Here is a 24,141-nt window from a genome sequence, read left to right as displayed (position 1 = left end):
AAGGCTCTAAGCCCGTCAATATCGGGACGGTAATGTTTGGAGATTTCGGAGCGTTCTTTTGGCGTAGCGAAGCCAAAAATGGATTTGAAAAGAGTTTTTAGCTTAGCAGAGAGAGAGAGAGAGAGAGAGAGAGAGAAGATTTATTGATATTCATCATTGATCTTTATTTAAGGATTTAGAAAGTTTTGCGTAGCATAACCTGCGAGCGCTTTAAGCGCGATCGCGCCTTGTTTTAAAATCGTAGGCGACCTTAAAAACACGGATAATTCAATTGCCGTATTATCGACGCGGTTATAACGTCGCCCCAGAATTAAGGGTATAGAACGGCTGAATCGCCGCGACAAACGCGCTTAAGTAGTAAAGCGCGATAGTTGTTTGCCAAGTTTATCGCCCAATGCCCGCATATTCAAGCTCTCGCTTTCAATCGCTTTCACGGTTTTTTGATTCTCTTGCGAGAGATCGCTGATCGTTTTAACAAGATCGGTAAGCTCCAAGATATTCTGCGCCGTCTCCTTGCTTTTCGTAGCCGCTTCGTTTGCTATCTCGGCGGCGCTCTCCACGCCGTTTAAGGCTTCGCTTAGATTATTGTTTACCGTTTCAGCTAACTCGCTTAACGTTTCGGCTTGTTTGGAATTTTTCTTCGTTTCGTCGCTAAGCGTTTCGATTGTCTGCGTGATAACGCCGATCGTAACCGAGCTTTCGCTTAGGCTATTTTGCGTGCGCTCGGCTAACTTGCGCACTTCGTCCGCGACGACGGCGAAGCCGCGTCCGTGTTCGCCCGCTCTCGCCGCCTCGATCGCGGCGTTAAGAGCCAAAAGATTTGTCTGATCGGCGATCTCGCCTATCGCGTTTAGAACGGAGCGCGTTTGTTCGGCTTGCGAAACCAGATCGCGTAGTCTGTCGCCAAACTCCTCTATGCCGTGCGTCGATATTTTTGCCGCTTTATACAGATCGCTCATTTTTTCTCGCGCCTCTTTGGTGATCCGTCTCGAATCGCTAAGAGCGTTCGCGCCGATCAAAAGCCGATCGTTAAGCAGATCGAGCGTCGCTTTCGCCGCGTTACCCTTTTGCTCCGCGCTTACGACGCGCTGAAACTCGTCGCTTGAACAGGCGTTGATCCGTTCCGCGCCGATATGTAGCAACTCGGATATTTTTGCGTTTTCAATCGCGTTCTGTTCCGCGTCGCTGATCGATTTGCGCGTCATCTCTAAAAAGGCGTTGATCGACTTCGCCGCCCTCGCGATCTCGTCGTTACCCTCAGTTTTCAACCGCCTTGTCAAATCCGAACCAAACGAGTTTATTTCGTCTAAAGCGCGAAGCGATCGTAAAATTGAAATCGCGACGATCAACGCGACAAAAACGATAAACAGCACGCCAAAAGCGCCAGCCGCAATCATAAAAATCCGCGTAGTCAGCAAATCGTCGTATTCTTTTTTGGCAAGATCTTCGCCATGCTTGGAGAAATCTTCGTTTTCTTTCTTTATCTCTTCAAGTATCCTTATAACGGTGGGGTCGATCGCGTTTTTTTGCGCGTCCTCGATTTGCGTTCTGAGTTTCTCCAGCGGTATAATCGCCTCGTCTATAATCTTTTCAATCGAAGCGCCGCCCTGATAAGTCCCGAACACTCCCACAAGCGTGCCGACTACAAGCTCGCCTCCTCCGATAAGCATCACAAACAAGAATCTTTGAAAAACGGTGAGCCGAGCAAGAATCGACATGCTAAATCCCTCCATCTTAGGCTTTTGTTTTGGTATTTTAACTACTGTTAAATAAATAATTCAAGCGCCGCGTTGTTAAAATCCGCGCCATGAAACAACTTGAGCGAAAAAACGGCGCGAAAACTTACGGCATTGCGGTTATAAGCGGCGACGGCATTGGTCCTGAAATCATACGCGAGGCGCGAAAATCGCTTAACGCGGCGGCTACAAAAGAGGGGTTTAGCCTTAAATACGACGAATATCTGATGGGCGGCGCGGCGATCGACGCGGTAGGCGAGCCGCTCCCAAAAGCGACGCTTGAAGGCGCCAAAAACGCCGACGCGGTTTTATTTGGCGCGATCGGCGGCGAAAAATGGGATAATCTGCCGCGCGATCTGCGTCCGGAAACGGGTCTGCTCGCTCTTCGCAAAGGGCTTGACGCGTTTGCTAATCTGCGCCCCGTCAGGGTTTTTGACGTGCTGATCGACGCAAGTCCGCTTAAAGACGACGTTATTCGCGGCGTTGATCTGCTTGTAGTTCGCGAGCTTGTCGGCGGCATATATTTTGGTCAGCCGCGCGGCAGAGACGACAAACGCGGTTGGAACACGATGGTCTATAGCGAGATGGAGATCGAGCGGATCGCTAAAGTCGCGTTCGAGGCGGCTATGCGACGCGGTAAAAAGCTCTGTTCGGTCGATAAAGCCAACGTGTTGGAGGTTAGTCAGGTTTGGCGCGAGGTCGTAACGCGCGTCGCAAAAGATTATCCGCAAGTGGAGCTTTCTCATATGTATGTGGATAACGCGGCGATGCAACTAGTCCGCAATCCGCGCCAATTCGACGTGATCCTTACGGGCAATCTTTTCGGCGATATTTTGAGCGACGAGGCGAGTATGATTAGCGGTTCGATAGGTTTGTTGCCAAGCTCTAGTCAGGGCGCAAAAGGCGGAATCTTCGAACCGATACACGGAAGCGCGCCCGATATAGCGGGCAAAGGGATTGCAAATCCGATCGCCGCCATTTTGAGCGCCGCGATGCTGTGCGAGTTTGCGATCGGGGAAAAAGGCGCGGCAAAACGGATAGAAAAAGCCGTCAAAGAGGCTTTGAAACTTGGCTATCGCACGCCGGATATAGCCGCTTTTGGCGCGCATGGCAAAGTCAATACCGCTGAAATGGGCGACATTATCGCCGATTTAATAGCAAAGGGTTAGCCCCCCTCGCTTGCGAGGGGCACGCTCGTCCGTCTTTAGTTTGCTTATCAACGCCGCCTTTTCGCTTGCGTGTTGACCGCCCGTATGCCGCGTCCGTAGCCTATAAATCCTAAATAGCGATAGAGGTTAATTATTGACTTGACTATCCTGCTTAACTTAATACAAAAAAGGTAATACGATCGTAACGGCGGGTAAAACGCCGACAGCAAACCTAAATAGCGTCGATTACGAGATAATTGAAGGCGATCTGAAGCGGTGAGTGAGATTTTGGCTCTGCAAGTTTCGATCCTTGCGACAGCACAAACCTTTACAGACTCGCCGCTCTACCTCTGGCGTAAGAGCCAAAATCTTGCGTTAATAATAGCAACGAAAGGCAAAAATGTCAAGCGACGGCATAACAATACAAGGTATGGATAAACTCCGCAACACATTAGCGGAGCTAATCAAAGTAACCGACGCAAACGCCATAGCCGCTATAGGATAACGGCTATTATAGGCAAAGCTACAAGGCGAGCGCTAAGCAAAATAGCAGACTTAAACTCTCTATCCCTTTACCCGCGTTTTTCGCGTCCCGATTTATCAGATCGAGCTCGGTTCTAACAATCTTTAGCGCGCCCGTATCGGGATCGACGCTTATCTTGACTTTTAATTCTTGGTCTGCCATAATATGCCTATGTTTTTAGCTATGCCTAATTTACCGTTGCCAATATTCGCGCTACTCCTTGCGGTAACCATATATGCCGTCCGCGGCGCGTGGAAGCAAATGCAAGGCGAAGCGTAGCCCTTGCGCCCCTCTTTCCGTCTCACCTCTTGCCCTCGCTTACGCTAATAAGTAGCCGTAGCTCTGCCAGAGCGGCTGTGCCTATATACTTAATCGCCAAATTGCCAAAGCTAACCGTTTCGCTAAATTGAGCGGCGGGAACGCTCTCGTATCGTCCGCGGCGCATACTCTCTACGCTTACGGATCGCGTTATTGTCGCGCTTTGTAAAGTCTCTTGCGTAAGGAGCGTTAAAAATCTAATACGCTTAACTAGCGTTTCGGGCGGGATTAGTAACGCGACGTCTGCTTCGCCTAGCGCGTTAAGCGTGGCGCTGTCGTTGGCTACGGCGTAGATCGCCTCCTTGTCGGTTATATCTCCGCTATAGGTCGTCCACGCTCCATCCGCGTAATACTGCCAAGTTTCGCCGCTATCTACGCCTCCAATTAAGATCGGAGCAAAATAGCGGCGCGCTATTTGTGCGTCTGCTAAGAACAAAAAATATAGGCATGGCGGAGTCAAAAGCCAAAGCGCATATAGCGGCTTTGAAAATCGCTGCTCTGATCACACTCAACGACGCAAAAAAAACGCAGACGCTAGATTAGAGACAACCTTCGCTAGTCGTATTTGAAAGTCGCTTTAGAAGAGAGCTGGCTTATAGTTTGCGCGTTATAGCCAAACTACAAAACCGCTCTCTATCGCAAACGCTACTTATCGCTCTTGTCCTCTACGCTAATCTCGTCTTTGATAGCCTCTAGCGTCTTTTCTCCGATACCCTTAACCTGAGTTAGCTCGTCGATTGACTTGAAAGAGCCGTTGGCGTTTCTCCACTCGATAATCGCTTCGGCTTTAACCGTTCCAATACCTTTTAGAGAGGATAACTCTTTAGCGTCGGCGGTATTGATATTAACGACTCCAAAAAGAAGATTGCAAAAAAGTGCAAGAAGCGCGAAGAAACGAAGAAACATAGGAACTCCTTGTTTAAGATTAGAAAGCGTAGCGCGGATTAAAGAAATATGTATGATTAAATAATAGGCAAATATAAGATAATTGTAAAGAGAGAGATAGAGCTAAGCTAAAATTAAGAAAGGACGCAAGAGAGAGGAAGGGAGTGGGCGAATTACTTTAAACCAATTAGATTTAGTTGGCGCGAGGCGGCTAAAAACTATATTCGCCACAAACGACCGCGTAGCCTATATGGTAGCTCGTAGGCAAGAGCTGGCGGAGGACGAGCTTGCGCCCTATTGGGCGTATAAGTCCGCGCTCCTAGAGAACACAAGAGCGTCGCACGCCGCTTTGCACAATCGCGTATATCATAGAGACGATCCGTTTTGGAATACATGGTATCCGCCGAACGCGTGGAACTGCAAATGCGATGTAATAAGCCTAACCGAGCGGCAGGCAAAGAGCGGCGGCTATAAGCTAGATCATCCTTACGCGCCTAATAACGACAAAGATTGGGGTTACAACGTAGGCGCAACCGACCCGCTAGTTAGCGTAACCGACGGCGCGTATAGCAGAGCGATTAAAGCTCTGCGCAATACGCAACAAGGAGAGTGGGGGCAAGATTGGGCTAGATCGCACGTTGCCAAAGTATTGGAGGCGGCGAGGGAGAGCGTAGATGATAAGGCGTATAGGGAGTGGGCAAAACTATTTTACGACGATAAAGGCGAGCGAATAGGGAGTAAAAGCCCTGTAGAGACAATCGCGGTCGGCGCTATGGGTATAAGAGAGTTTGATTATTTTGCGAAAAAAGGTAAAGTCCCGCTAAGCGCAATAATTGTAATTACTAAAGAGAAGTTTGGACACGGAACAAGAAAAGAGAAGACTATAAGAGAAGCCGCGCTCTCTATGGAGCAAATGTTACGCATTCCTTACTATTTAAAAAACCCTAAAGCCGTATTATGGGATAAAGAGTTTGAAAATATCCTATATGTTTTTGACGTTGCGGGGAGTAAAAACGCGAAAATGATTGTGAAGGTAAATTATGTTTTGGTCGAAAATAGAACAAAAATCGCGTCGCGCAGAAATACGCTAGTAAGCTCCGGTATCGTAGAAAAGCATAATCTGAAAGAGCCGAGATACGAGTTAATCTATGGGAGCTTAGATTGAGGGAAGCGCGACGGCGGTTATCGAAGACCCGCACCACGCGTATGTTTTACCAAACGCCGCTCTCCCGCTTTGAGACTTACGCCGCGCTTCTTACGTAATTTTAGCGCGAAGGAGCAAAAATGTCAAGCGGCATAGAAATACAAGGTATGGATAGATTACGGCGCACATTAGCGGAGCTAATCAAAGTAACCAACGCAAACGCTATAGCCGCTAGGATAACCTCCGTTATAGGCAATGCTACAAGGCGCGCGCTAACTAAAGAGGCAAGCCCTTTTACCGGCGCAAAATGGAAGCGCTTAAATCCCGAATACGCCAGACATAAAAAAAAGAAATACGGCAAGAAAAAGATATTGGAGCGCGGCGGCAACCTAAAGAAAATCATCAGCCGAAAGGTAGGCGAAGGCGAGCGGGTGATTGGCACGACCGCAATGAGCGCAAAGGGATACCCTTACCCGGCCGTCCATCAATATGGAAGCGTGAAAAATAGCTTAATACCGGCGCGTCCGTTTTTTCCGATCGACGAGGACGGCGATCTGGCGGCGAATACAGCGCGGGAGATAGACGAGGATTTACAGGGGATTTTACGCAAAGCGCTAGAAGGTAAGAAAAAATAACGCTTGACCCGTATGCGATATAAGGAGTAACCGCTTGAGGGATTTTTACAAGATCGGTTAAACCAAGCGCATACGAACCGCGCGCGTGAGGCATCCACCCCGTCCCGCCGAAATTATAGCGCGGGTTTTCACGCGATCAAGCGCAAAGCGCTAGCGCGCAATCATCTAAAACTATTGTCGCGCTTTTATCGTAAGGAAATTTGCTTTAGAATAAGCGAACATTATAAGGGTTTGATATGAACAAAGCTGACGCTTACGAGGTTCACGTTGAATACGATAAGACCGCGGGCTCCGCGAAAGTCTTTGAGCAAATATCCGAATTTTTCAAGTCCATAGACAATCTAAACGACGCTATCGCGCAGTCGTTTTCAACTAATATAGCCACAAACGCCATTATTGAAAAAATATCGGAAGGTTCCCTGAGAGTTTGGCTTGTAGACATCATCACGAAAATGCCAGACGATAAACTTAGGGGATACGCTTTAGACCCCAGAACTCTTTTAGGCGATTTGCTGGTTGGGCTAAAGAAAAGCTTAATTTTTATACTATCAGGCGTAAGCAAATTAAACAACCGACAAAAAGCGGATCAAGCGATTGAGTTGGTCGCGAGCGAATTGGAGGCAGGCGAATTAAAACAGATGGGATATAAGCTCAATAAAGAAAAACTGTTAAAAGCTATGAGTGGCATTAGCGAGTCTGCCTCGAAATTCGCCGCGCCGCCCACATTTGTTATTAAAGGCGAAACCTACAAGGTAGATTCGCCGTATATTTACGATCCGAAGGATTTGCCTGAAATAGAGTGGCGTACTTCTGTAACGCGATCTAAGTTCAGAATTAAAAAGCCCGATTTGGTTGGCGACAGCAAGTGGACAATCATACACGACAAAACTATAGAGGCAAAAATACTTGACGAGGACTGGCTGAAAAAGCTAAGGGATAGAGAGTTTAGCATTTTGTCCGGAGATAGCTTAGACGCCGACATGAGGACGGAAGTTTATTTTAACCGCGATATGTTAGAAATATCGGAAACCAACTATTTTATTGTTAAAGTTTACAGCGTATGCCCGCCGCAAAAACAAACCGTGTTGCCAATTTGAGAGGTTTAAGCGGGCGGCGAAATAACGCCCTCTCCGTATGCGATATAAGGCTTGACTGCTCGCGGGCTTTTTTCGAGTTATCAGGCAAACCAAGCGCATACGAACCGCGCGCGCGAGGCATCCACCCCGTCCCATCGTAATTATAGCGCAAAAAAAACGGGGAGTCGACCTTTCGATCGACTCCTCGAAGGCTTGTGAAAGCGGAGATTTTAGGGGAGATTGCGCGGCGGGGAGAGCAACATCCCGCCGCAAATCCCGCCAGAGGGCGGATTGATTAAACGCGTCTAGCCGAACGGTAACTTTTCAACCTCTATCGTCCCCTCTCCCTCAACGGTCATAACGGCGTTGCCGCTAGAGATTTTAATAATCGCGTTAGGATTAATATTGGCGGCGGAACTAATGTCTGTTGAAGTTTGGCGCCATAGCTCTCCGTTGTCTAGTTGATATATTCGGTCGCGGCAAAACCCGAGAATAAACCGACTATGCTGGTATTTATTGTTTGCACAAAAACTCCTTTCGTTTATTCCCGCTCGTAACGCGTATTTACCGGCGTTGCGACGATATGGATCGATCTATGCGGGACGCTCTTTTTTTACGGGTTTTTCACGCCGAGCGCTATAGGTCGATCTATTCTGGCGTTAGCGCCGCTCATTGTTTTTCGTATTTGTATTTTCGTCGCGTTTAACTAATGTGATCGCTCGCGATTGCTTTATGGTAAGCGTCCATTTATCTCGAAAAGATTTTAGCTTTTATAACATGCGCGCGGTTTTGTTATCTGATTGGGTTTTGGAAGGGGCGAAGCGAAATTCGCTGAAACTCGCTTTTGCATCCAAATCAGCCAAACAACGAGCTATCCGTCGGTAGTTGCTGAACGATTTCGCCCGCGAGCAGTTTGCCGTTAGGGCATTTGTTCCTTTTAGCGCCGTCCGACCCCCAAGTTCCCCACTGCTTGAAAAAGAACGCCGCGCTTTGCGCGGCGCGGCGAAACGTTTCTGTTTTTTCGGCGGTTTTTGATTTTTTTGTAATACATCATAACGCCGCTGACGCTAAACAGAGCCATAGCAAGCGAGGATAGCGCCCATAAAGCCTTGCCAATCTCGCCGAAAAACTGCCCGCTGTGCAGGGCGTATATATTTTGTATGAGCTTTTGCCCGATTGTTTTGTCTTGATACGACTCCTTGGAGACAATCTTAGCGTTTTGAACGTCAATTTTTAACATATTATAAGCGCCGTATCGAGCGTTCGCATATGATAATTCGTAGGGCATATCCTTAAACGGGACGCGAATAAAATACGATCGGTAACCGCTTACGATCTCTTTTGCTATATCGAAAGTCTCTTGCATCTCCTTTGGATCGCCGCTTGCCATCTCCCGACGCTCCATTCTCGCGCGGATCGCGTTATCCGATCCAGCAAGAGAAACTAAAAGATTTCTATACCATTCATAAGACCACCACAACCCCGTTAAACACATTACCGCGACAAAAACAAGCGTAAAAACCCCGACTACCGCGTGAAGTTGATATAAAAACTTATAACCTTTAGCTTCAAACTCTATTCGCAAACTCTTAAACAGACGTCTTTTAAGCGTCGGCAGATAGAGTAAAAACCCGCCGATCGCCAAAACCATAATGGCTATCGTCGTTGCGGCGACTATCTGTTTGCCAACGGCGCTTACCCCGTCAAAACTCAAAAACCTATGAAATATCATTACGGCGGTAAAAAACTTATCGCTTATTAAGCCGTTCGTGATTATTTCGCCCGTGTATTGGTTTACCTCATAGTAGCTAAATCCGCCGTTTTCAAAAGCGGACACGCCGACTTGGTTTAAATCCCCTTTCAGGTTCCTAACGCTGAAAAACCTAATCGACGCGCTCGGTTTTTGCGCTAAAAATCTCGCGCTTATCTCTTCGACGCTTAGCGCTTTAGCGTCCGTCGTTTTGCGGGCGCTTAGATATTTCGCCCGCTCGTAATCTCTTATATCGTCGGCGTATGAGTATAACGCTCCGGTTACGCCGACGATAGTAATCGTTACGCAAAATGCAAGCCCTAATACCAAGTGAATATAGTATAAGAGCTTCTTAACGCGAAATCTTTTCAAGCGATCGCGCTTATATCTTAATACTCGTATCTAAGACTGGCGTAAAACTGTCTGCCCATCGAGTATTCGTCTATGTATGTCGTGTTGAACGAGTCAGAATTGCCCGTTCCGCTCGCATCGTTTTTGCGATTTAGCAGATTAAGTATTTCCACGCCAAACGTTAATATATGCTCGCCGAGTTTTACATCGTAATGCGCCGCCAGATCGACGTTAAAAACGTCTCTGTAGTTTTTGGTTTCAAAAACTCTTGTTTGCAAACCGCTTGGATCGTTTTCTCCTCCAGCGCTAGAAAGTAGCCTTAATCCCTTACCGCCTTTTTGATAAAACGCCACGCCGCTTACGCGCAAGGAGTTGCCTATTTGCGCCAAGTGCGAGTATGTTGCAACCCATGGGGAGTTGAACTGCGAGGCGGGCAGATCGTCGAGTAGTTTTAATTCGCCGTTATAGGTTACGTGGGTGGGCGATACCGCGTTAGCTCCGTGAGAACGCACGGTTGAGCCGAATCCCTTTAGCCCTACAATGTTGCTTTTTGTGTCCGATCGCGTCGCGGAAAACTCGGATATATGCCTTGATCCGCCTATATCGTAGCTTTTCGACGCGCTTAGCGTAACTCCCCAATAATCCGTTCTGCCATCGTTTGTATTCAAGTAATCAAACGTGGTTGGACCCAAAACGCCGTATGTATATTTTGCTTTAATTTGATCCCTATACTTTCTGTTTGCGTACTCTATTTTAAACAGCGTATCGACTACGTTCGCGGAAGTCCCCGCAGCGAACTCGTCCGAATAGGGCGTTTTCAGGTGTTTATACTCGTAGATCGAAGGATAAGCCGTTCCAAGAACCCACGGCGCGTTGTACGCGGCGCGAGTATAGCTATCCGCCTGATAGGCATAAACCGCGTAGGCTAATATCTGCGTCCCGTAATAGCGGTTGTATCCGCCGTATAGATTCAAAAATCCGTCGTCAAAAATATCTGCGTTGGCAAATAATCTAGGAGCCGCGTCCACATTGTCCGTTAAACTATCGGTGGAAACTCTTAACCCGGGACGCAACGTAAATCTATCGATCGCTATCTCGTCTTCCACAAACAGAGCCGCCGTATAGTAGTCCTTTGATCGCTCGAGCGCCCCGTATTCATATTTAGTTTTCGCGTATTGCTCGCCCGCGATTATGCCGTCCTCTTTAGAGCCGACCGCCGAAGCGTTTAATTCTGGATTTTGAAAAGTAATCCCGCCGTCAAAGTCTAATTTGGCTTTGGTATATTCGGCTTCTACGCCGAGTTTAATTGCGTGCGATGTTTCGCTGGCGTCTATATCGTCAAGATGCAAAACGCTTTTTATACCAATATCCGATTTTGTTATATCGGAGTTGCCCCTCGATCCCTCTTGAGCGTTAGTTCCGCTACTCCAATTTATCGCGCCCGTTGGAGTCGTTCGCCAAGTATAAGCGTAATATTCGGCGTTGTTTATACCCGTATGCATATGCTTATAGCTTACCGCGTTTTTGAGTACGCCGAAGCTAAGCGCGTTTTTCGTATTAAGAATAACGTCAAGCCCGCCGTTTTCAACGTCGTAATCCGAATTTTTTACGTTTGCCCTGAAAAGCGATTGCGTATATGGCGCGTAGATCGCGGTTAGATCGGCTTCAAAGCCGTCAAACCCCGCAGTATTTAGCTTAACTAGATAGTTCTCGTTTTCTCTGTATTGCGTCCGTTTTTCTTTATACGCGCTACCGTCGGGATTTACCAGATTATATCCTGAATACAGGGGGATTTTCGAGTATTGCCGCCCGTAACTTAGCATAAGACCTAGATTGTCGTTTATAGGACCGTCCAAAGAAAGCGCTCCGTCGTATTTATTAAACTCCGGCTGATAGCTCTCGTTGGTGGGATACTCTATATCTTTCTGCGCGTCGTTCAGATGAAACTTTGCCCAGCCGTCCTCGGTATATCTGAGGTTTGCCATAATATGCCATCTGTCCGTGCGCGCGTCTTTCAGCTTAGCGTCCACCACGCCGCCCGTAAAGCCGCCGTATTCGGCGGAGATATTTTCGGTGTAAGCCTCGACGCTTTCCACAAGGCTGGTATCGACAAAGATCGACTGCGCTTCGCCGGAGGCAAAGCCCGTTGGATCGTTGCTTTCCATGCCGCCCGGGGCTATGTTGTTGTTGTTGCCAACGCCGTTTATCAGAAAGTTGTTCTCATAGTGTTGCGAGCCGCGAATGGAGATTTTTGGAGGCGCTATCTCGCCGCCGCGCCCAGCGCTTCTGGCGTTCTGCTGGTATTGGATTTTTGAATTAGATCGAAGCGCGTCGGTTATAGATCGCGTTGAGGCTGCAAATCCCCCCCCCCCCCCCGTTTGGTCGGTTATGACGATTTCGTCCAACACTCTTGCGTCGTCGTCCGAAACGCCCGCCGACGTTCGATTTACGTCGTCGATCGCGTTGTTTTCCGCGTTTGGAACGCCGTCGTCCGCCAATGTGGGCGTAAATAAAGCCGTAGCCAAAGCCAAGGCTTTAATCGGTTGCTTAAACATCTTAAACTCCTGATTTTGGGATTGAATATCGGAGCTAATAATACAACTATTTGCTTAAAGATAGTTCGCGAATAAGCGCTTAATTTTTCATCAATTTATCTGTTCTTTTGAATAAAGCGGGTTTCTACGGCATACGCCGATCGCGCTTTGTTTTTATGCGGCAAACGCGGATTTGGGCAGGGCGAAAAACCGCGTAAACGCATCGCGGTTACGATCGTTGGCGACGATTTTTATCGCCGTCGCGCCAGATCGTCTTAGCGCGAAGCGTTTTCGCTTAACGCCGCGCGCTCCTTCGCAAAGCAGGCGCCGTTTAAGTATCTATTATATTTAGGCTAAGCGCGTGGCGTTCGGTTATAACCAATGAAAACTCCCCGTCAAACACTTTAATTTTGCCGATAGCCCCCGTTACGGTTACGGTGCGTTTGCGGGTGGCGGTTTGTAGCGAGTTCGCCTCAAAGACGACCTCGTCGCCGATCTTTAGCGGCGCTAAAAAATTGCAACGCGCCGTCGCCGTAATAACGTTTGATTTATTTACCGCAGCCGCAGCCGCGAAATTCGCCGCGCTAAAGACAAAGCCCGAATGAATCAGTCCGCGTTTATCGACGCTCATGTCTTCGACGGCGATAAAACGCGTTTTGGCGTATCCGTCTTTAATATCCTCGACGTATCCGCACATAACTTGATTGATTAAGTTATATGTTCTAAGATCTAAACTTTCTTGATCGATTCCGACGCGCTCTAAAACGTCCTCTTCGACGGATTCTTCGTTTTCAATAGGCTCGTTTGCCATCTTTGTCTCCTTTTATCGTTTTACGGCGCGGACATAGGCGCGTATAGGCGCTAGATAACCTTCGATCGTTCGCCTATCGTCGCGCGGATCGAGAAAATCGCCCAGACTCTCGCCGTCGATCCAATCGGTTTTGCGCTGCTCGTTCGCGTCCGTCGGCTTAATCGCGATCGTCTCTATATCGGCAAACTTAGTTCTATCCAACCACGCGCCCAGCGCTTTCAAACTTGGAATAAACCATACGTTCGGCATTTTGGCGTAGCGATCAATCGGCGTAAGCGCGACGCTTTCGCCGCTTTCGATAATCAACGTATCCAGAATCAACTCGCCGCCTTTTCTAAGCGCGCCGTTAATCGCTCTCAACGTCCCTATCGGATCGCTTCTGTGATACAGAACGCCTAAACACGCGATCGTGTCAAAACGCTCCGAAAAACCGCCCAAATCTTGCGTTCCTTTTAACAGATAGGTAATCGGCGCGTTCAAAAACCGGTTGATAAACGAAAACTGCAGAAAACAACGCTCGCTCGGATCGAAGCCAAACAGCTCTTTAGGTTTCTTTTGCGTCATTCTAAACAGATAATAGCCGTTATTGCAACCTAGATCCAACACGCTTTTGTTTTCCAAATCCAGACGCGCGGCGATCAGATTATATTTAACGTGGCTTCTCCACTCGCTATCGATAAAAAGATCGTCGATCTTAAACGCTCCCTTACGCCAAGGCTTCAACGATCGCGCCAGAGGCTCGTAGTTTTGCCGATCGGCGGTCGTAATCTCTATTACGTCGCCAATCTCTACGCTTAGCGCGCTCGGATTAAGCGCCTCGATCGCTCGCGATAGTTCGGCGAGGCGCGAATTTAGTTGCAATTTAGACAATCCTCTAAATCTATCTCCTCTTTTTTGTCGCAGCGATCATATACGTTGTTGTATGGGCATTTCTTGAAATAAACGCCTTGCGCGTCGTAGCCCTCCACGCAGTCGCTATAGTAGCGCGACGAGACGCCGCACTCGTTAAAACTTACGCACCCGCACAGAAACGCGGCGTAAAACGCGAGGATAAAAAACCTCATTTTTGACGCCGCTTTTCGTAGGATTTCACAATCGTTTTGACTGCTACGTCGTAACAAAACCGCGCGATAAAAAAGCCGACGGCAGACCAGATCAGAGCGCAGACCAGCGCGCCCGTTACAATCGGCGCGGGCGCGTGGCGAAGCAGCGCCAAAAGCCCTTCGTTTTGCAAAACGCTTAACGAGCTTGGCGCGTTTAACAGCCATTCGCCAAACCATAGCTGAAAAGCGATGATAAAGGGGTGCGTAATCGGATTGGTAATCCAAACGCCTAGTAACGCTAACGGCACGTTCGCGCGTAAAAAAACGGCGCATATCCCGCTTGGAATCATTTGAAAGGGCATAGGGATCATCGCCCAGAAAGAGCCGATCGCAAAACCTTTAGCGATCGACTCCTTACTTGGCTCCCAATACTCGGTTCTTAGCAGCTTATCGCCTAGCTTTCTATGTAGCCAAGTTCCTTGAAGCTGTTTTTTGCGCGGAATCGCCTTTAGCCATTTGCCGATCGGCGTTCTGCGCCAGATACGCGGAGAAAGGCGCTGCGAGGCTAAACTCATTTAAGTCTTTGCTCCCGCGCGTATTTAACAATCTCCTCCGCGCTCATAGCCTTCGCGTATAAAAAACCCTGCCTTAGTTGCGCTCCCGCTTCATTTGCCTTGCGCTCCAACGATTCGTCCTCTATGCCGGCGACGCGCAACTCAAGCCCTATCGAACGCGCCGACATCTTTATGGATTGCAGCGAGTTATACCCCTCTTCTTTTATGAAGCGCAACCGCTTAGGCGCAACCTTCACGGCGCTCACGCCCAACTTTTTTAGCCTAGATAACAGCGACGTCTCTTCGCCAAAATCGTCCGCGCAGAAATCAAATCCGGCGGCGCATAACTCGGAAACGGTTTTATATACCGATTGCTTGTCGCAAACCAACGAGTTATAACGCGCGTCGAAACATATCATTTTAGGATCGATATTCCTGCTCTTGGCTAACGCGATCGCCCATTTCGCGAAAGTGGAATCCTCTAGCGAACCTTGAGAAAGATTGATTGTGATCTTAATTTCCAGACCGTTTTTAATCCACTCCGATAGATCGCCTAACGCGATTTCATATATTTTGCGATCAATGCCCGCCGACGCGCCAAGCTCGTCGGCTATCTCCATAAAATGATTTGGCGAAAGTTCGCCCGTAGGTTGCGACCATCTAGCGTATGCTTCCGCGCCGACTATATAATACGCGCCGTCGGGCAAAAACGCGTTGATCGGTTGATAGCGAGCGATAATCTGATCGGACAAAATAGCGTTTGAAAGCATCTTTTCTACGTGAAATCGATCGTGAACTTTCGCGTCTAGCTCGTCGGAAACAAACCGGAACACGCTTTCGTTTTTAATAACGATCTTGCTTAGCGTCTCTTCTACGCGCTTAATTAACGATTCTACGTCCTCGCCGTCGGCGGGGAAAACGCCTATGCCGATACGCGCCGAAAGTTTGATTTTCTGATTCCTTATCGCGATGGGCTCGCCGAACATTTTTAAGAATCTTCTCAACACGCTTAAAACGCCGCGCTCGATCGGCTGCGATCCGACTACGACCATAAACTTATCGCCGTCAAAGCGCGCGAGCAGATCCGTAGTTCTAAGCAAGGAGTCCGTTAGGTTTGCCAGCTCTTTAAGCGCCGCGTCGCCAAAACCATAGCCGTAAGCGTCGTTGACAAGCCTAAAGCGGTGTATATCGACAAGCAGGATCGCGATCTTCTCTTTGGCGATGCGCGAACGTCTGATCATTCTATTCAAGCGCTCCGTAAGCCAAGCGCGGTTTGGAAGTTCCGTCAATTGATCGCTGTATAAACCGTGCTTAGACGTCTTTTCGCTTGCCGAATACGCGCTAGTTTCTCTAGCCACGCCCCAAAACCCGCTCGGTTCCCCCTTGCCGTTTTTTAAAACAAACAGGCAAACCTCTATGTGCGCGACGGTTCTGTCTTTTTTTAGCCACTCTTGCTCTATCGTTTCGGCATAGACAAGATTATAGGTCTGCGCGTAAAGCGTCTCTATATCCCGCCAATAGCGTCCGGAGGACAATATATCGTTAAACGTTAAAGAGAGTAGCTCGTTTTCGCTATATCCCAGCAACATGCACATCGCGATGTTCAGATCGGTAAACCGTCCGCTTATATCGCAACAAAAATAGCAGTCGCGCATCGCGTCGGAAAGCTCTTCAAAACGTTTAGCCGTCCTCTCGCAACGAGATCTCGTCACAACCTCTTCGGTCGCTTCGGACAAACACGAGATTATCGCCTGCTCCATATTTACGACGATTGGCGCGGAGCGTATTTTATAATAACTAAAAACGCCGTCTTTGTTTTTATCTACGATAATGCTAGACTGATCTTCGTCTTTCACAACGTTATCGACAAAATCCAACCTCGCCGATTCGTCGCGCCAAACGCCAAACGCCATAGTATTGGTTTTTAGTAGATCGTCCCTACTCATATTGGCGAGGTTGACAAAAGCGTCGTTGAAGGCGATAATCAACCCGTCTCTCGCCCTTGTAACGCATAGGGGCAGAGGGCATAGCTCGAAAAACAACGTCGAGCTAACCGCGCCCCATTTTGGCTCTCTCGCCTTTACCGCGCTTAAAAACCTATTGCTTGTTTTTCCCATTAACATCCTTTTCAGTACGGATCAGATTGATTAGCGGCTCCGGAATGTGGCAGGCGTAACCCTGCGCGTAATCAACCCCCATGTTTCGCACAATATCGTAGATCGCCTCGTTGCATACGAACTCGGCTACGGTTTTAAGCCCGTATGCCCCCGCAATCTGCACCATCGATTCCACGACGGCGCAATCGTATTTGTCCTTGTCGATATTCTTTACGAATCTGCCGTCTATCTTGAGATAATCAACCTTGAACTGCTTGAGGTAGGCGAACGACGATAAGCCGCTGCCAAAATCGTCTAGCGCCAAAAAGGCGTTCGACATATGCACCCGCTCTATAAAGGCTTGCGCGAGATTCAGCTGCGCTACGGCGCACGACTCCGTAATTTCAAACACCAAGCGATCGGGGTTGATCCCGTATTTTTTTATGCACTGGGCGACGTATTCGGGGAAATCTTTGTCCGATAGGCTCGCGCCTGAAACGTTAATCGCGAAACGATACACGTCGTAGATAACGTTGTTTTCGTCCCAGTCCGCTATTTGTCGGCATACGCTGTCGATTACCCAGCGATCGATATACGGCATTAGGTTAAACCGTTCGGCGGCGCCGATAAACCTTTCTGGCGATTGGATCGCGCCGCTTGCGTCTCTTAGACGGATTAAAATCTCCGCGTGTTTTTTATCGCCGTCTTGAATAGGCTCTACGCGCTGGAAGTAGAGCGTAAAGCGTCCTTGGGCGAGCGCCGTGTTTATGTTGGTTACGGAGCTAAACTCCTCGTTGCGTATCTTGAAATACTCGTCGTTTTCGTCGTAGAAAACCGCTTGATTCCTGCCGCGCTCTTTAGCGGCGTAGCAAGCGGTGTCGGCGGCGATAAGAATTTTGGTCAGCGAGTTGGTATTTGCGCTCGCGATAACGACGCCTATCGAAAGACCGATCTTAAACGACCGCCCTCCGAAAGAGAAGGTGTAGTCGCGCATCTCGTCTAAAATGGCGTTGGCGCGCCGCATAGCTTCCAAATAATCTAGATCGCGGAACAAAATGGCGAATTCGTCGCCGCCCATTCGCGCGAAAAAGCCGTAAGCGGTATGACTTGCGAGCAATTTGGCTACGTTGATTAGCAACTGATCGCCCGCTATGTGTCCGCTCGCGTCGTTAATCACCTTGAACTGATCAAGGTCTATATACAACACCGCTACCGATCGCTTATCGCTTTTTGCCCATTCTAGCGTCGTTTTCAGTTGCCGCTCAAAAGCGCGGCGGTTGCTAAGTCCCGTGAGCAGATCGTGATCGGCTTGGTACATAAGCTCTTCCGTCGCCGTGCGTTGAACGGTTATGTCGCGTATGGAGGATCGATAACCTAAGTTCTTGCCGTCGGCGGCGAAAATAGGTTGCCACGAAACCGCCACCCATACGTCCTTGCCCCGTTTGTTGCGAATTCTAAACTCTAAATCCCGCCCGCTCTGTCCGTTTTGCGCCTGCTGAAGTTGCCGTTTGACGATCATAATATCGCGCGGGTGCGCCAGCGAAAGCGGAAAGTCGCGCATCTGCATGCACTCGTTTGGCGTATAGCCCGTGATCCGTTCTACGGCGGGATTAACCCACTCGAGCTGTCCGTCCACGCCAAACCAGTTCTCCCAAGCGTATGTGTAATCAGCGATCGCTCGAAATCGTTGCTCGTTGTTTCTTAAACTACGGATATACGACTGAACTTTATCCACCATAGCGTTGAAAATACAAGCGAGTTCCGCGATTTCGTCTTTGCCCGAAACGGGAACGCGAGCCTCGAAGTCTCCTTCGCCGATCTTATGTCCGGCGTAAGTAAGCCGCGACAAAACGCGCGTCAAACGAAAAACGATAATACTGACTCCCGCCAGCATTAAGATCAGCCCCGCTACGCCGATCGTGGCTCCCTGCTCTAGCATCTCGTCGCCGGCTTCGGCGATAAGCGCGGTGGAAAAAGCGACGAAAAGATAGCCGTATATCTCGCCTTCCAACTCGACGGGAAGCTCTTTGACCAGCGTATAGCCGTCGTCGAAAATTCCCGCCTGCGGCAACGTTTCGTTTAGATCTCTATTGATCGCGGCGACAGGTTTTCTATCGGCGTCGGTCGCCACTATGTAATTTACGTCTTCCGACTCGCTGATCGCCGCGATTATATCGCGTAGCGCGGCATAGTCGCGTCGAATCAGCGGGGCGATCGCCGACACGCAATAAACGTTTGCCAGCGCGCGGATTTTAGACTCGAACTCTTTGTTCATGTTGTCGTTTATCAAACGCGCTCCGTTAGCGGTTACAACGAGGAACACGATAGTGCAAACGACGCCGACTCCAAAAAGGAGTCTTGCGCGGATCGAGCTATGCCAGTAGCCAATCATCGTTTATCCTTTAACGCCTGCTCTATATACGGTCTGAACGCCTTAGCCGCCGATTGTATGTCGGAAACCCCCGCGCGCTCGTATCCGCCGTAGCCAAGAGAGCTAAAAAACTCCGCTCCCTCTTCGGTGGTCTCAAACGCGTTCAGCGCGTCTGACATTTGCCGTATTGTTTCGTCGCCAAGCGACTTATTAGCCATCGTTATCAACGGCGGAAGAACTACATTCTTGAGCGTAATCGCCCTTAACTCGACAAAGTTTCTAGCTACAACGTTAAACGGCGGCGTTCCGGTCACCGCGGCGTCGGTTTTATTCGCCGCCGTCGCCGCAATAGCGGCGGCGTGTCCGGGTTCCGTTACCAGCTCGTAATCGCCGCCTATCTCTTTTTTATGCTCGTTTAACCAGCGCAAACCTTCAATATGATAAAGCGATAGATACTCGGGAATGCCTATTCGCTTGCCTTTTAGATCGCTTATTTTTGAAATATTGCCGTCTTTACGAACTACAAAAATTAAATCTAAGGGCGTTTTATATTTAACTAGTGGAATATACCCTTTCTCATAAAAAAACGGCGCAAAATGCGGGGGCGTAGTAATCAAATCAAAATCTCCTTCAATTCCGTCCCTCAAAAACGTTTCGTGATCCGCCGAGGTATATATGATCACAGCCGCGTCAAGCCGCCGGCTTAAATAATCTCTTAAAGGGCGATGCGTTTTCACAAGATTCGTCGCCGAACTAAACGGCGCTATTCCAAATTTAACGACAGGTTTGGCTTTTTCGGGCTCGGCGGCGGCAAACGCCGAGTAGCATAAAAGCGATAGGCAGATATAAACCTTAGCCGCAAAACTCACCGCGCATCCTTAACCGAGCGATCATATAATACGCGCATTATACGCCAAAATTCAAAATTTGAGCGATCCGCGTTTAACGCGATCGCCGTTATATTTTAGGGGATACTTTATGAAGATTACCAATCAATCCGCCTTCGCCGCGGCGCAAAAACTCTTCCCCGGCGGCGTTAATAGCCCCGTGCGCGCCTTCAAAAGCGTAGGAGGCGTTCCGCCTTTTATCGATCGCGGCGAAGGCGGCTATATTTACGATATAGAAAATAACCGCTATATCGACTTTGTGCAAAGTTGGGGTCCGCTTATACTAGGACACGCCGCGCCCGCCGTGATTGACGCGGTTGTTCAAACGGCTAAAAAAGGGCTAAGTTTCGGCGCGCCGACGCTTCTTGAGAGCGAATTGGCGGAGCTTATCCTTTTTGCGTATCCATTCTTAGAAAAACTTCGCTTTGTCAGTAGCGGCACGGAAGCGGTTATGACCGCTTTGCGGCTTGCTCGCGGCGTAACCAAACGCGATCTAGTCGTGAAGTTCAAAGGGTGCTATCACGGGCATAGCGACGCGTTGCTGGTCGAAGCGGGGAGCGGCGCGGCGACGTTCGGATCGCCAAGCTCTCTTGGCGTTCCAACGGAGTTTGCTAGGCGAACGCTAATCGCCGATTACAACGATATAGCGAGCGCGGAAAGGCTCTTTGCCGAGCGAGGAGGCGAGATCGCCTGCGTAGTAATCGAGCCGATCGCGGGCAATATGGGTTTAGTTCCCGCCGCCGAAGCGTTTTTGCGCGGGTTACGATCGCTGTGCGATAAAAACGGCGCGTTGCTGATTTTCGACGAGGTGATGAGCGGGTTTAGAGCCGCCATAAACGGCGCGTGCGCTTTTACGGAGGTTCGCCCCGACATAGTAACCTTAGGCAAAGTTATCGGCGGCGGTCTGAACGCGGCGGCGCTCGGCGCGAAAGCGGAGATTATGGACTATCTATCGCCGATCGGCGAGGTGTATCAAGCCGGCACCCTAAGCGGCAATCCAGTCGCGATGGCGGCGGGGATCGCTACGCTAAAGACCGTTATCGATACGCCAAACTTCTACGAAACGCTTGGCGCGCGGGCAAAAAGGCTGACCGAGGGTTTTGCAAAAGCGGCAAAAGCGGCGAGCGTCGCGTTGCAGACGGAGTTTAGAGGCTCGATGTTTGGTTTCTTTTTCAACGAGCGACCCGTTCGCGACTTCGACGACGCGCTAAAAAGCGATACGGCGCGTTTTGGCGCGTTTCACGCCGCCATGCTAAAGCGCGGCGTATATCTCGCGCCAAGCCAGTTTGAAACGGGCTTTATCTCGATCGCCACAAGCGACGAGGCGATCGACGAGGCGATAAACGCCGCGGGAAACGCTTTTGAGCGATAAATCGCCGATAAAACAGATTATCGAGGGCGCGGGCGATCTGAGCTTGGCGCTATCGATGGTGGTCGCGGTGGCGATCGGCTTTGGGATCGGCTACGGCTTGCGGGAGTGGCTTGGCTACGAGTGGCTTTTATGGCTTGGCGTGTTTTGGGGCGTAAGCGCGGCGATCTTGAATCTCGTTAAGGCGATCGGGAAGCTAAACCGATCGATGAAGGAGCTAGAAAATAATCCGCGCTATAAAAAACAGGACGACGAAGAGGATGAAGATTGACGGCGCGGGAAAGTATCGTCGTAAGATTTAGCGTTCCGTTTGCTGTCGTAAGCGTTTTGATCGCGGGCGCTTTAGCGCTGTTTGGCGGCGTTTGGCACGCGATCAACGCGCTTTCGGCGGCGTTTGGCGCGTATTGCGCGGCGATCGCCTCGTTTATCTCCTATCGCGGAATGGTTCTACGCGCCAAGAGCGACGGCGTTTTGGATACGATCGACGACAAAGAGGGGCTTTACGAAGAGGACGCGCCCATAGACGACGCGACCAAAGCGAAAAACGATCTCGCCGAAACGGACGCGAACGGGGCGAAAGCTAAAATCCCGCTTAAAACCAAAGCCTTCTACGCGGCAAGCTCGTTTTCGCCAATTAGGATTATCGGCTACGCGGCGCTGGTTTTGGCGTTTTTCGCGCTTCGCGCAAACGGCGTATTTCTGCCCGCGCCGTTTCTTATCGGCTTGTCGGCGCTGCCTATCTCCGCGCTAATTTTCGCGTTAATCGGAACGCGAATTGCTAAAACGAGCGAAAGGCAATAGGAACTATATTGAGAAAACGTTTTTTGATCGACACTTCGGTTATACTCGACAACCCCGACAATCTCTACTCGTTAGCCGCAGGAGGCGAAAACAGCCTATATATCACCAACGTCGTGCTAGAGGAGTTAGATCGCAAAAAGGTCGAGCGCGCTAATATCGGTTTTTTCGCGCGCGCGTTCTTTCGCATTTTTATCGGCAGCGTCGCCAAAGCGGGCGCGAAGCTAAAAGGCGAGATAAAAGAGGGCGATCACTTCTACGAATTTGCCTGCGAACGCGGCGGCGATAAAGGCGGACTGAAACTTGTCGTGATCCACCGCGAGCGTTACGACGAGCAAAACGATCGCAACGATCTGAAAATCCTAGAGATCGCGAAAAGTTACGCTCTTCAGCTGATCACCAACGATATATCGCTAAAGATCATCGCGCTCACGCGAGGCGTAAAAACCGAATCGTTTTACGAGGATACGGTAAGCGACTATAAGAGCCTTGAGTTCTTTCACAAACAGGGCGCGAACAACCCAAACGCCAGCAAAACCGAATGGGCTCAATACGAAGAGACCGACGAAAACGGGCGACCCCGTTTTTATATCGACGTGAGCGGGCGCAAAGAGGAGCTGTTTTTCGACAAACTTTACGAAAGTCCCGCGCTTGTAGTCGCGCCGCATAATCTGGAGCAAAAGTTTATGCTCGGCATACTAACCCACCCGCAAAACAAGGTAACGGCGGTAAGCGGCAGCACGGGTAGCGGCAAAACGCTGATGGCTTTGCAGGCGGGGCTTATGCTGTGCGAACAGGAGATCGTAGATGGGATCGTATATCTAAGAAACACCGTAGAAGCGGTTTCAAGCGCCGAGCGGCTGGGGTATCGCGCGGGCGACGAGGAGAGAAAACTTAGCTATTTTATGTATCCGCTTTTTAGCGCCATAAACCTAATTATCGAGGAGCTTCGTAAAAAATCTATTAAAAACGCGATCGAATACGGCGGCGACGTTAACACGATGGAGAGCAAAGCCGCCACCAAACGCTTTATGGAGAAAAACAATATAGAGATGGTCGATCTAGCCCACGCGCGCGGCGTTACTATCTCGCGTAAGTTCGTGATTTTCGACGAGGCGCAAAACGCCTCGATCGCCGATATAAAGCTGCTTGGCACGAGGCTTGGCAAAGGATCGCGCATTGTGTTTATGGGCGATTTGGAACAGGTGGATAACCCCTATCTAACGCAGGATCGCAACGGATTGGTTACGCTGCTAAAAAAGGCGCATATCAGCGATTTTGTCGCGGGCGTTCTGCTTCGCAATACGATTAGGTCTGATATTTCGCGCTGGTTTGGGCAAAATTTGTAGCTTAACGCATGTAATGTTGGCGTTGGGTCGGAGTTGTCATATCTCGCAAATTCGCTAACCGTTCGCCGTTATCGGGAGAGACAAAGCTATATTTGCCGCTGTTGATAACTCCGGAGGCAAATTCTTTGCCGTCTGCGTTGTTGATAATGGTTATTGCCGCGCCATTTACCGGAAGAAACGACGCGTAACTATCGTTGGCAGACCAATTAACGCTAAGCGTTACCGTTTCGCCTTTATTGGGCGCGGATTCAAAGGATTGGGGCTGCATAATCCTTTGTTGGGGTTTGGGTTGAATCGGGTAACGCTCATAATATCTTTTGCGCAATTCTTTATCAGCTTGATCCTCCAACTGTCTCAGCCTGCTTTTTTCCTCGTCGGAAAAGGTTTGCGCTTTTAGCGTTCCGTTTTCAGCTTCATAACGTTTGTCTCTAAGCGCGATATATTCGTCATTCTGTTGCAGTATTTTCGCAACCGCCTTATTAAATCCTCCGCCGCTGCTACTTCCCATGAAAAATTTCCCCTCAAACGCAAAGACGCTAAAGTCGTTAGTCGCTTCCGTCCAAACCGATTCGCCATTATCAAAAAGTTCCCCACCTGGGGCTTCAATGGTTATCTTGCCCTCAAAATAGAATCTTCCTTCTCCGGTAACGGTTACGGGAAGATAGGCGGTATAGGGAGCCTGAACCGTATCGTCCAGCGTAATTTCGCCGACCTTCACTGAATTAGGATCGACGCCCACATCTAGGGGCAAACGTTGGCTTAA

Annotated in this window: 21 protein-coding genes and 1 pseudogene; 8 read left to right on the top strand and 14 right to left on the bottom strand. The window is 49.4% G+C overall.

All coding sequences use genetic code 11. The features are described 5' to 3' along the window. Positions 1-350 precede the first annotated feature (350 nt). Positions 351-893 (bottom strand): annotated as a pseudogene (locus LBF86_07025) (methyl-accepting chemotaxis protein). Between the two features lie 914 nt (positions 894-1,807). On the opposite strand from LBF86_07025, the gene leuB reads away from it, so the two are divergent. Further along, a complete protein-coding gene (gene leuB / locus LBF86_07020; GenBank protein MDR0665255.1) occupies positions 1,808-2,905 on the top strand; it encodes a 3-isopropylmalate dehydrogenase in 1,098 nt (365 codons plus the stop codon). Positions 2,906-3,407: 502 nt separating this feature from the next. Here the strand turns inward: leuB and LBF86_07015 are convergent. From LBF86_07015 to LBF86_07005, 3 genes are all read right to left on the bottom strand, one after another. Continuing rightward, a complete protein-coding gene (locus tag LBF86_07015) occupies positions 3,408-3,569 on the bottom strand; it encodes a hypothetical protein (protein ID MDR0665254.1) in 162 nt (53 codons plus the stop codon). Between the two features lie 139 nt (positions 3,570-3,708). Next, entirely contained in the window at positions 3,709-4,161 is a 453-nt protein-coding gene (locus LBF86_07010; protein ID MDR0665253.1) for a hypothetical protein, read from the bottom strand. Positions 4,162-4,370: 209 nt separating this feature from the next. Next, positions 4,371-4,631: a helix-hairpin-helix domain-containing protein gene (locus LBF86_07005; protein MDR0665252.1), complete on the bottom strand. Its 261-nt coding sequence runs from the start codon at positions 4,629-4,631 to the stop codon at positions 4,371-4,373. 112 nt (positions 4,632-4,743) lie between these two features. On the opposite strand from LBF86_07005, the gene LBF86_07000 reads away from it, so the two are divergent. From LBF86_07000 to LBF86_06990, 3 genes are all read left to right on the top strand, one after another. Then, entirely contained in the window at positions 4,744-5,775 is a 1,032-nt protein-coding gene (locus tag LBF86_07000) for a hypothetical protein (protein ID MDR0665251.1), read from the top strand. A 119-nt stretch (positions 5,776-5,894) separates the two neighbouring features. Then, complete coding sequence (locus LBF86_06995) at positions 5,895-6,389, top strand: phage virion morphogenesis protein (protein MDR0665250.1); 495 nt, start codon at positions 5,895-5,897, stop codon at positions 6,387-6,389. Positions 6,390-6,625: 236 nt separating this feature from the next. Beyond that, the gene (locus LBF86_06990) at positions 6,626-7,486 is read left to right on the top strand and encodes a hypothetical protein (protein ID MDR0665249.1); all 861 of its coding nucleotides are present in this window, start codon (positions 6,626-6,628) and stop codon (positions 7,484-7,486) included. Between the two features lie 916 nt (positions 7,487-8,402). Here the strand turns inward: LBF86_06990 and LBF86_06985 are convergent. The 9 genes from LBF86_06985 to LBF86_06945 form a co-directional block, all read right to left on the bottom strand. After that, entirely contained in the window at positions 8,403-9,587 is a 1,185-nt protein-coding gene (locus tag LBF86_06985) for a PepSY domain-containing protein (GenBank protein ID MDR0665248.1), read from the bottom strand. Positions 9,588-9,604: 17 nt separating this feature from the next. Then, positions 9,605-12,121, bottom strand: coding sequence for a TonB-dependent receptor plug domain-containing protein (locus LBF86_06980; GenBank protein MDR0665247.1), 2,517 nt, complete (start codon positions 12,119-12,121; stop codon positions 9,605-9,607). Between the two features lie 310 nt (positions 12,122-12,431). Then, positions 12,432-12,911 (bottom strand): PaaI family thioesterase, encoded by a 480-nt coding sequence (locus tag LBF86_06975; GenBank protein MDR0665246.1) that lies wholly within the window; start codon positions 12,909-12,911, stop codon positions 12,432-12,434. 12 nt (positions 12,912-12,923) lie between these two features. Next, the gene (gene cmoB, locus LBF86_06970) at positions 12,924-13,772 is read right to left on the bottom strand and encodes a tRNA 5-methoxyuridine(34)/uridine 5-oxyacetic acid(34) synthase CmoB (protein ID MDR0665245.1); all 849 of its coding nucleotides are present in this window, start codon (positions 13,770-13,772) and stop codon (positions 12,924-12,926) included. After that, a complete protein-coding gene (locus LBF86_06965) occupies positions 13,763-13,975 on the bottom strand; it encodes a hypothetical protein (GenBank protein ID MDR0665244.1) in 213 nt (70 codons plus the stop codon). The genes cmoB and LBF86_06965 overlap by 10 nt, the downstream gene beginning before the upstream one ends. Then, entirely contained in the window at positions 13,972-14,529 is a 558-nt protein-coding gene (locus LBF86_06960; protein MDR0665243.1) for a DUF2062 domain-containing protein, read from the bottom strand. Before LBF86_06960 ends, LBF86_06965 begins: the two co-directional genes overlap by 4 nt. Beyond that, positions 14,526-16,625: an EAL domain-containing protein gene (locus LBF86_06955; protein MDR0665242.1), complete on the bottom strand. Its 2,100-nt coding sequence runs from the start codon at positions 16,623-16,625 to the stop codon at positions 14,526-14,528. The genes LBF86_06960 and LBF86_06955 overlap by 4 nt, the downstream gene beginning before the upstream one ends. After that, positions 16,606-18,996, bottom strand: a complete 2,391-nt coding sequence (locus LBF86_06950) for an EAL domain-containing protein (protein ID MDR0665241.1) — start codon at positions 18,994-18,996, stop codon at positions 16,606-16,608. The genes LBF86_06955 and LBF86_06950 overlap by 20 nt, the downstream gene beginning before the upstream one ends. Next, positions 18,993-19,844, bottom strand: coding sequence for a phosphate/phosphite/phosphonate ABC transporter substrate-binding protein (locus LBF86_06945; protein MDR0665240.1), 852 nt, complete (start codon positions 19,842-19,844; stop codon positions 18,993-18,995). Before LBF86_06945 ends, LBF86_06950 begins: the two co-directional genes overlap by 4 nt. Before the next feature lie 115 nt (positions 19,845-19,959). Between LBF86_06945 and hemL the strand changes: the two genes are divergently transcribed. The 4 genes from hemL to LBF86_06925 are packed head-to-tail and all read left to right on the top strand — an operon-like array spanning position 19,960 to position 23,378. After that, positions 19,960-21,234, top strand: a complete 1,275-nt coding sequence (gene hemL / locus LBF86_06940) for a glutamate-1-semialdehyde 2,1-aminomutase (protein MDR0665239.1) — start codon at positions 19,960-19,962, stop codon at positions 21,232-21,234. Next, positions 21,224-21,502 (top strand): AtpZ/AtpI family protein, encoded by a 279-nt coding sequence (locus LBF86_06935; protein ID MDR0665238.1) that lies wholly within the window; start codon positions 21,224-21,226, stop codon positions 21,500-21,502. Before hemL ends, LBF86_06935 begins: the two co-directional genes overlap by 11 nt. Next, entirely contained in the window at positions 21,499-22,032 is a 534-nt protein-coding gene (locus tag LBF86_06930; protein ID MDR0665237.1) for a hypothetical protein, read from the top strand. The genes LBF86_06935 and LBF86_06930 overlap by 4 nt, the downstream gene beginning before the upstream one ends. A gap of 8 nt (positions 22,033-22,040) precedes the next feature. After that, positions 22,041-23,378 carry a PhoH family protein gene (locus LBF86_06925; protein ID MDR0665236.1) on the top strand — a complete coding sequence of 446 codons (1,338 nt, stop codon included), beginning with the start codon at positions 22,041-22,043 and terminating at the stop codon, positions 23,376-23,378. A gap of 1 nt (position 23,379) precedes the next feature. On the opposite strand, the gene LBF86_06920 is transcribed toward LBF86_06925, so the two are convergent. Continuing rightward, the coding region (locus LBF86_06920) for a hypothetical protein (GenBank protein MDR0665235.1) at positions 23,380-24,141 on the bottom strand (762 nt) is incomplete at its 5' end.

This window comes from Helicobacteraceae bacterium (assembly GCA_031258155.1).
GTDB lineage: Bacteria > Campylobacterota > Campylobacteria > Campylobacterales > SZUA-545 > JAIRNH01.
This window is presented reverse-complemented; position numbering and strand designations above follow the sequence as displayed.

What these genes read in the sequence shown, in the direction of transcription:
- LBF86_06955 (MDR0665242.1), bottom strand. Translation starts at nt 16,625, where the DNA reads ATGGGAAAAACAAGCAATAGGTTTTTAAGCGCGGTAAAGGCGAGAGAG.
- LBF86_07005 (MDR0665252.1), bottom strand. Translation starts at nt 4,631, where the DNA reads ATGTTTCTTCGTTTCTTCGCGCTTCTTGCACTTTTTTGCAATCTTCTT.
- LBF86_06965 (MDR0665244.1), bottom strand. Translation starts at nt 13,975, where the DNA reads ATGAGGTTTTTTATCCTCGCGTTTTACGCCGCGTTTCTGTGCGGGTGC.
- LBF86_06975 (MDR0665246.1), bottom strand. Translation starts at nt 12,911, where the DNA reads ATGGCAAACGAGCCTATTGAAAACGAAGAATCCGTCGAAGAGGACGTT.
- LBF86_06995 (MDR0665250.1), top strand. Translation starts at nt 5,895, where the DNA reads ATGTCAAGCGGCATAGAAATACAAGGTATGGATAGATTACGGCGCACA.
- LBF86_06980 (MDR0665247.1), bottom strand. Translation starts at nt 12,121, where the DNA reads ATGTTTAAGCAACCGATTAAAGCCTTGGCTTTGGCTACGGCTTTATTT.
- leuB (MDR0665255.1), top strand. Translation starts at nt 1,808, where the DNA reads ATGAAACAACTTGAGCGAAAAAACGGCGCGAAAACTTACGGCATTGCG.
- LBF86_06960 (MDR0665243.1), bottom strand. Translation starts at nt 14,529, where the DNA reads ATGAGTTTAGCCTCGCAGCGCCTTTCTCCGCGTATCTGGCGCAGAACG.
- LBF86_06990 (MDR0665249.1), top strand. Translation starts at nt 6,626, where the DNA reads ATGAACAAAGCTGACGCTTACGAGGTTCACGTTGAATACGATAAGACC.
- LBF86_06950 (MDR0665241.1), bottom strand. Translation starts at nt 18,996, where the DNA reads ATGATTGGCTACTGGCATAGCTCGATCCGCGCAAGACTCCTTTTTGGA.
- LBF86_07015 (MDR0665254.1), bottom strand. Translation starts at nt 3,569, where the DNA reads ATGGCAGACCAAGAATTAAAAGTCAAGATAAGCGTCGATCCCGATACG.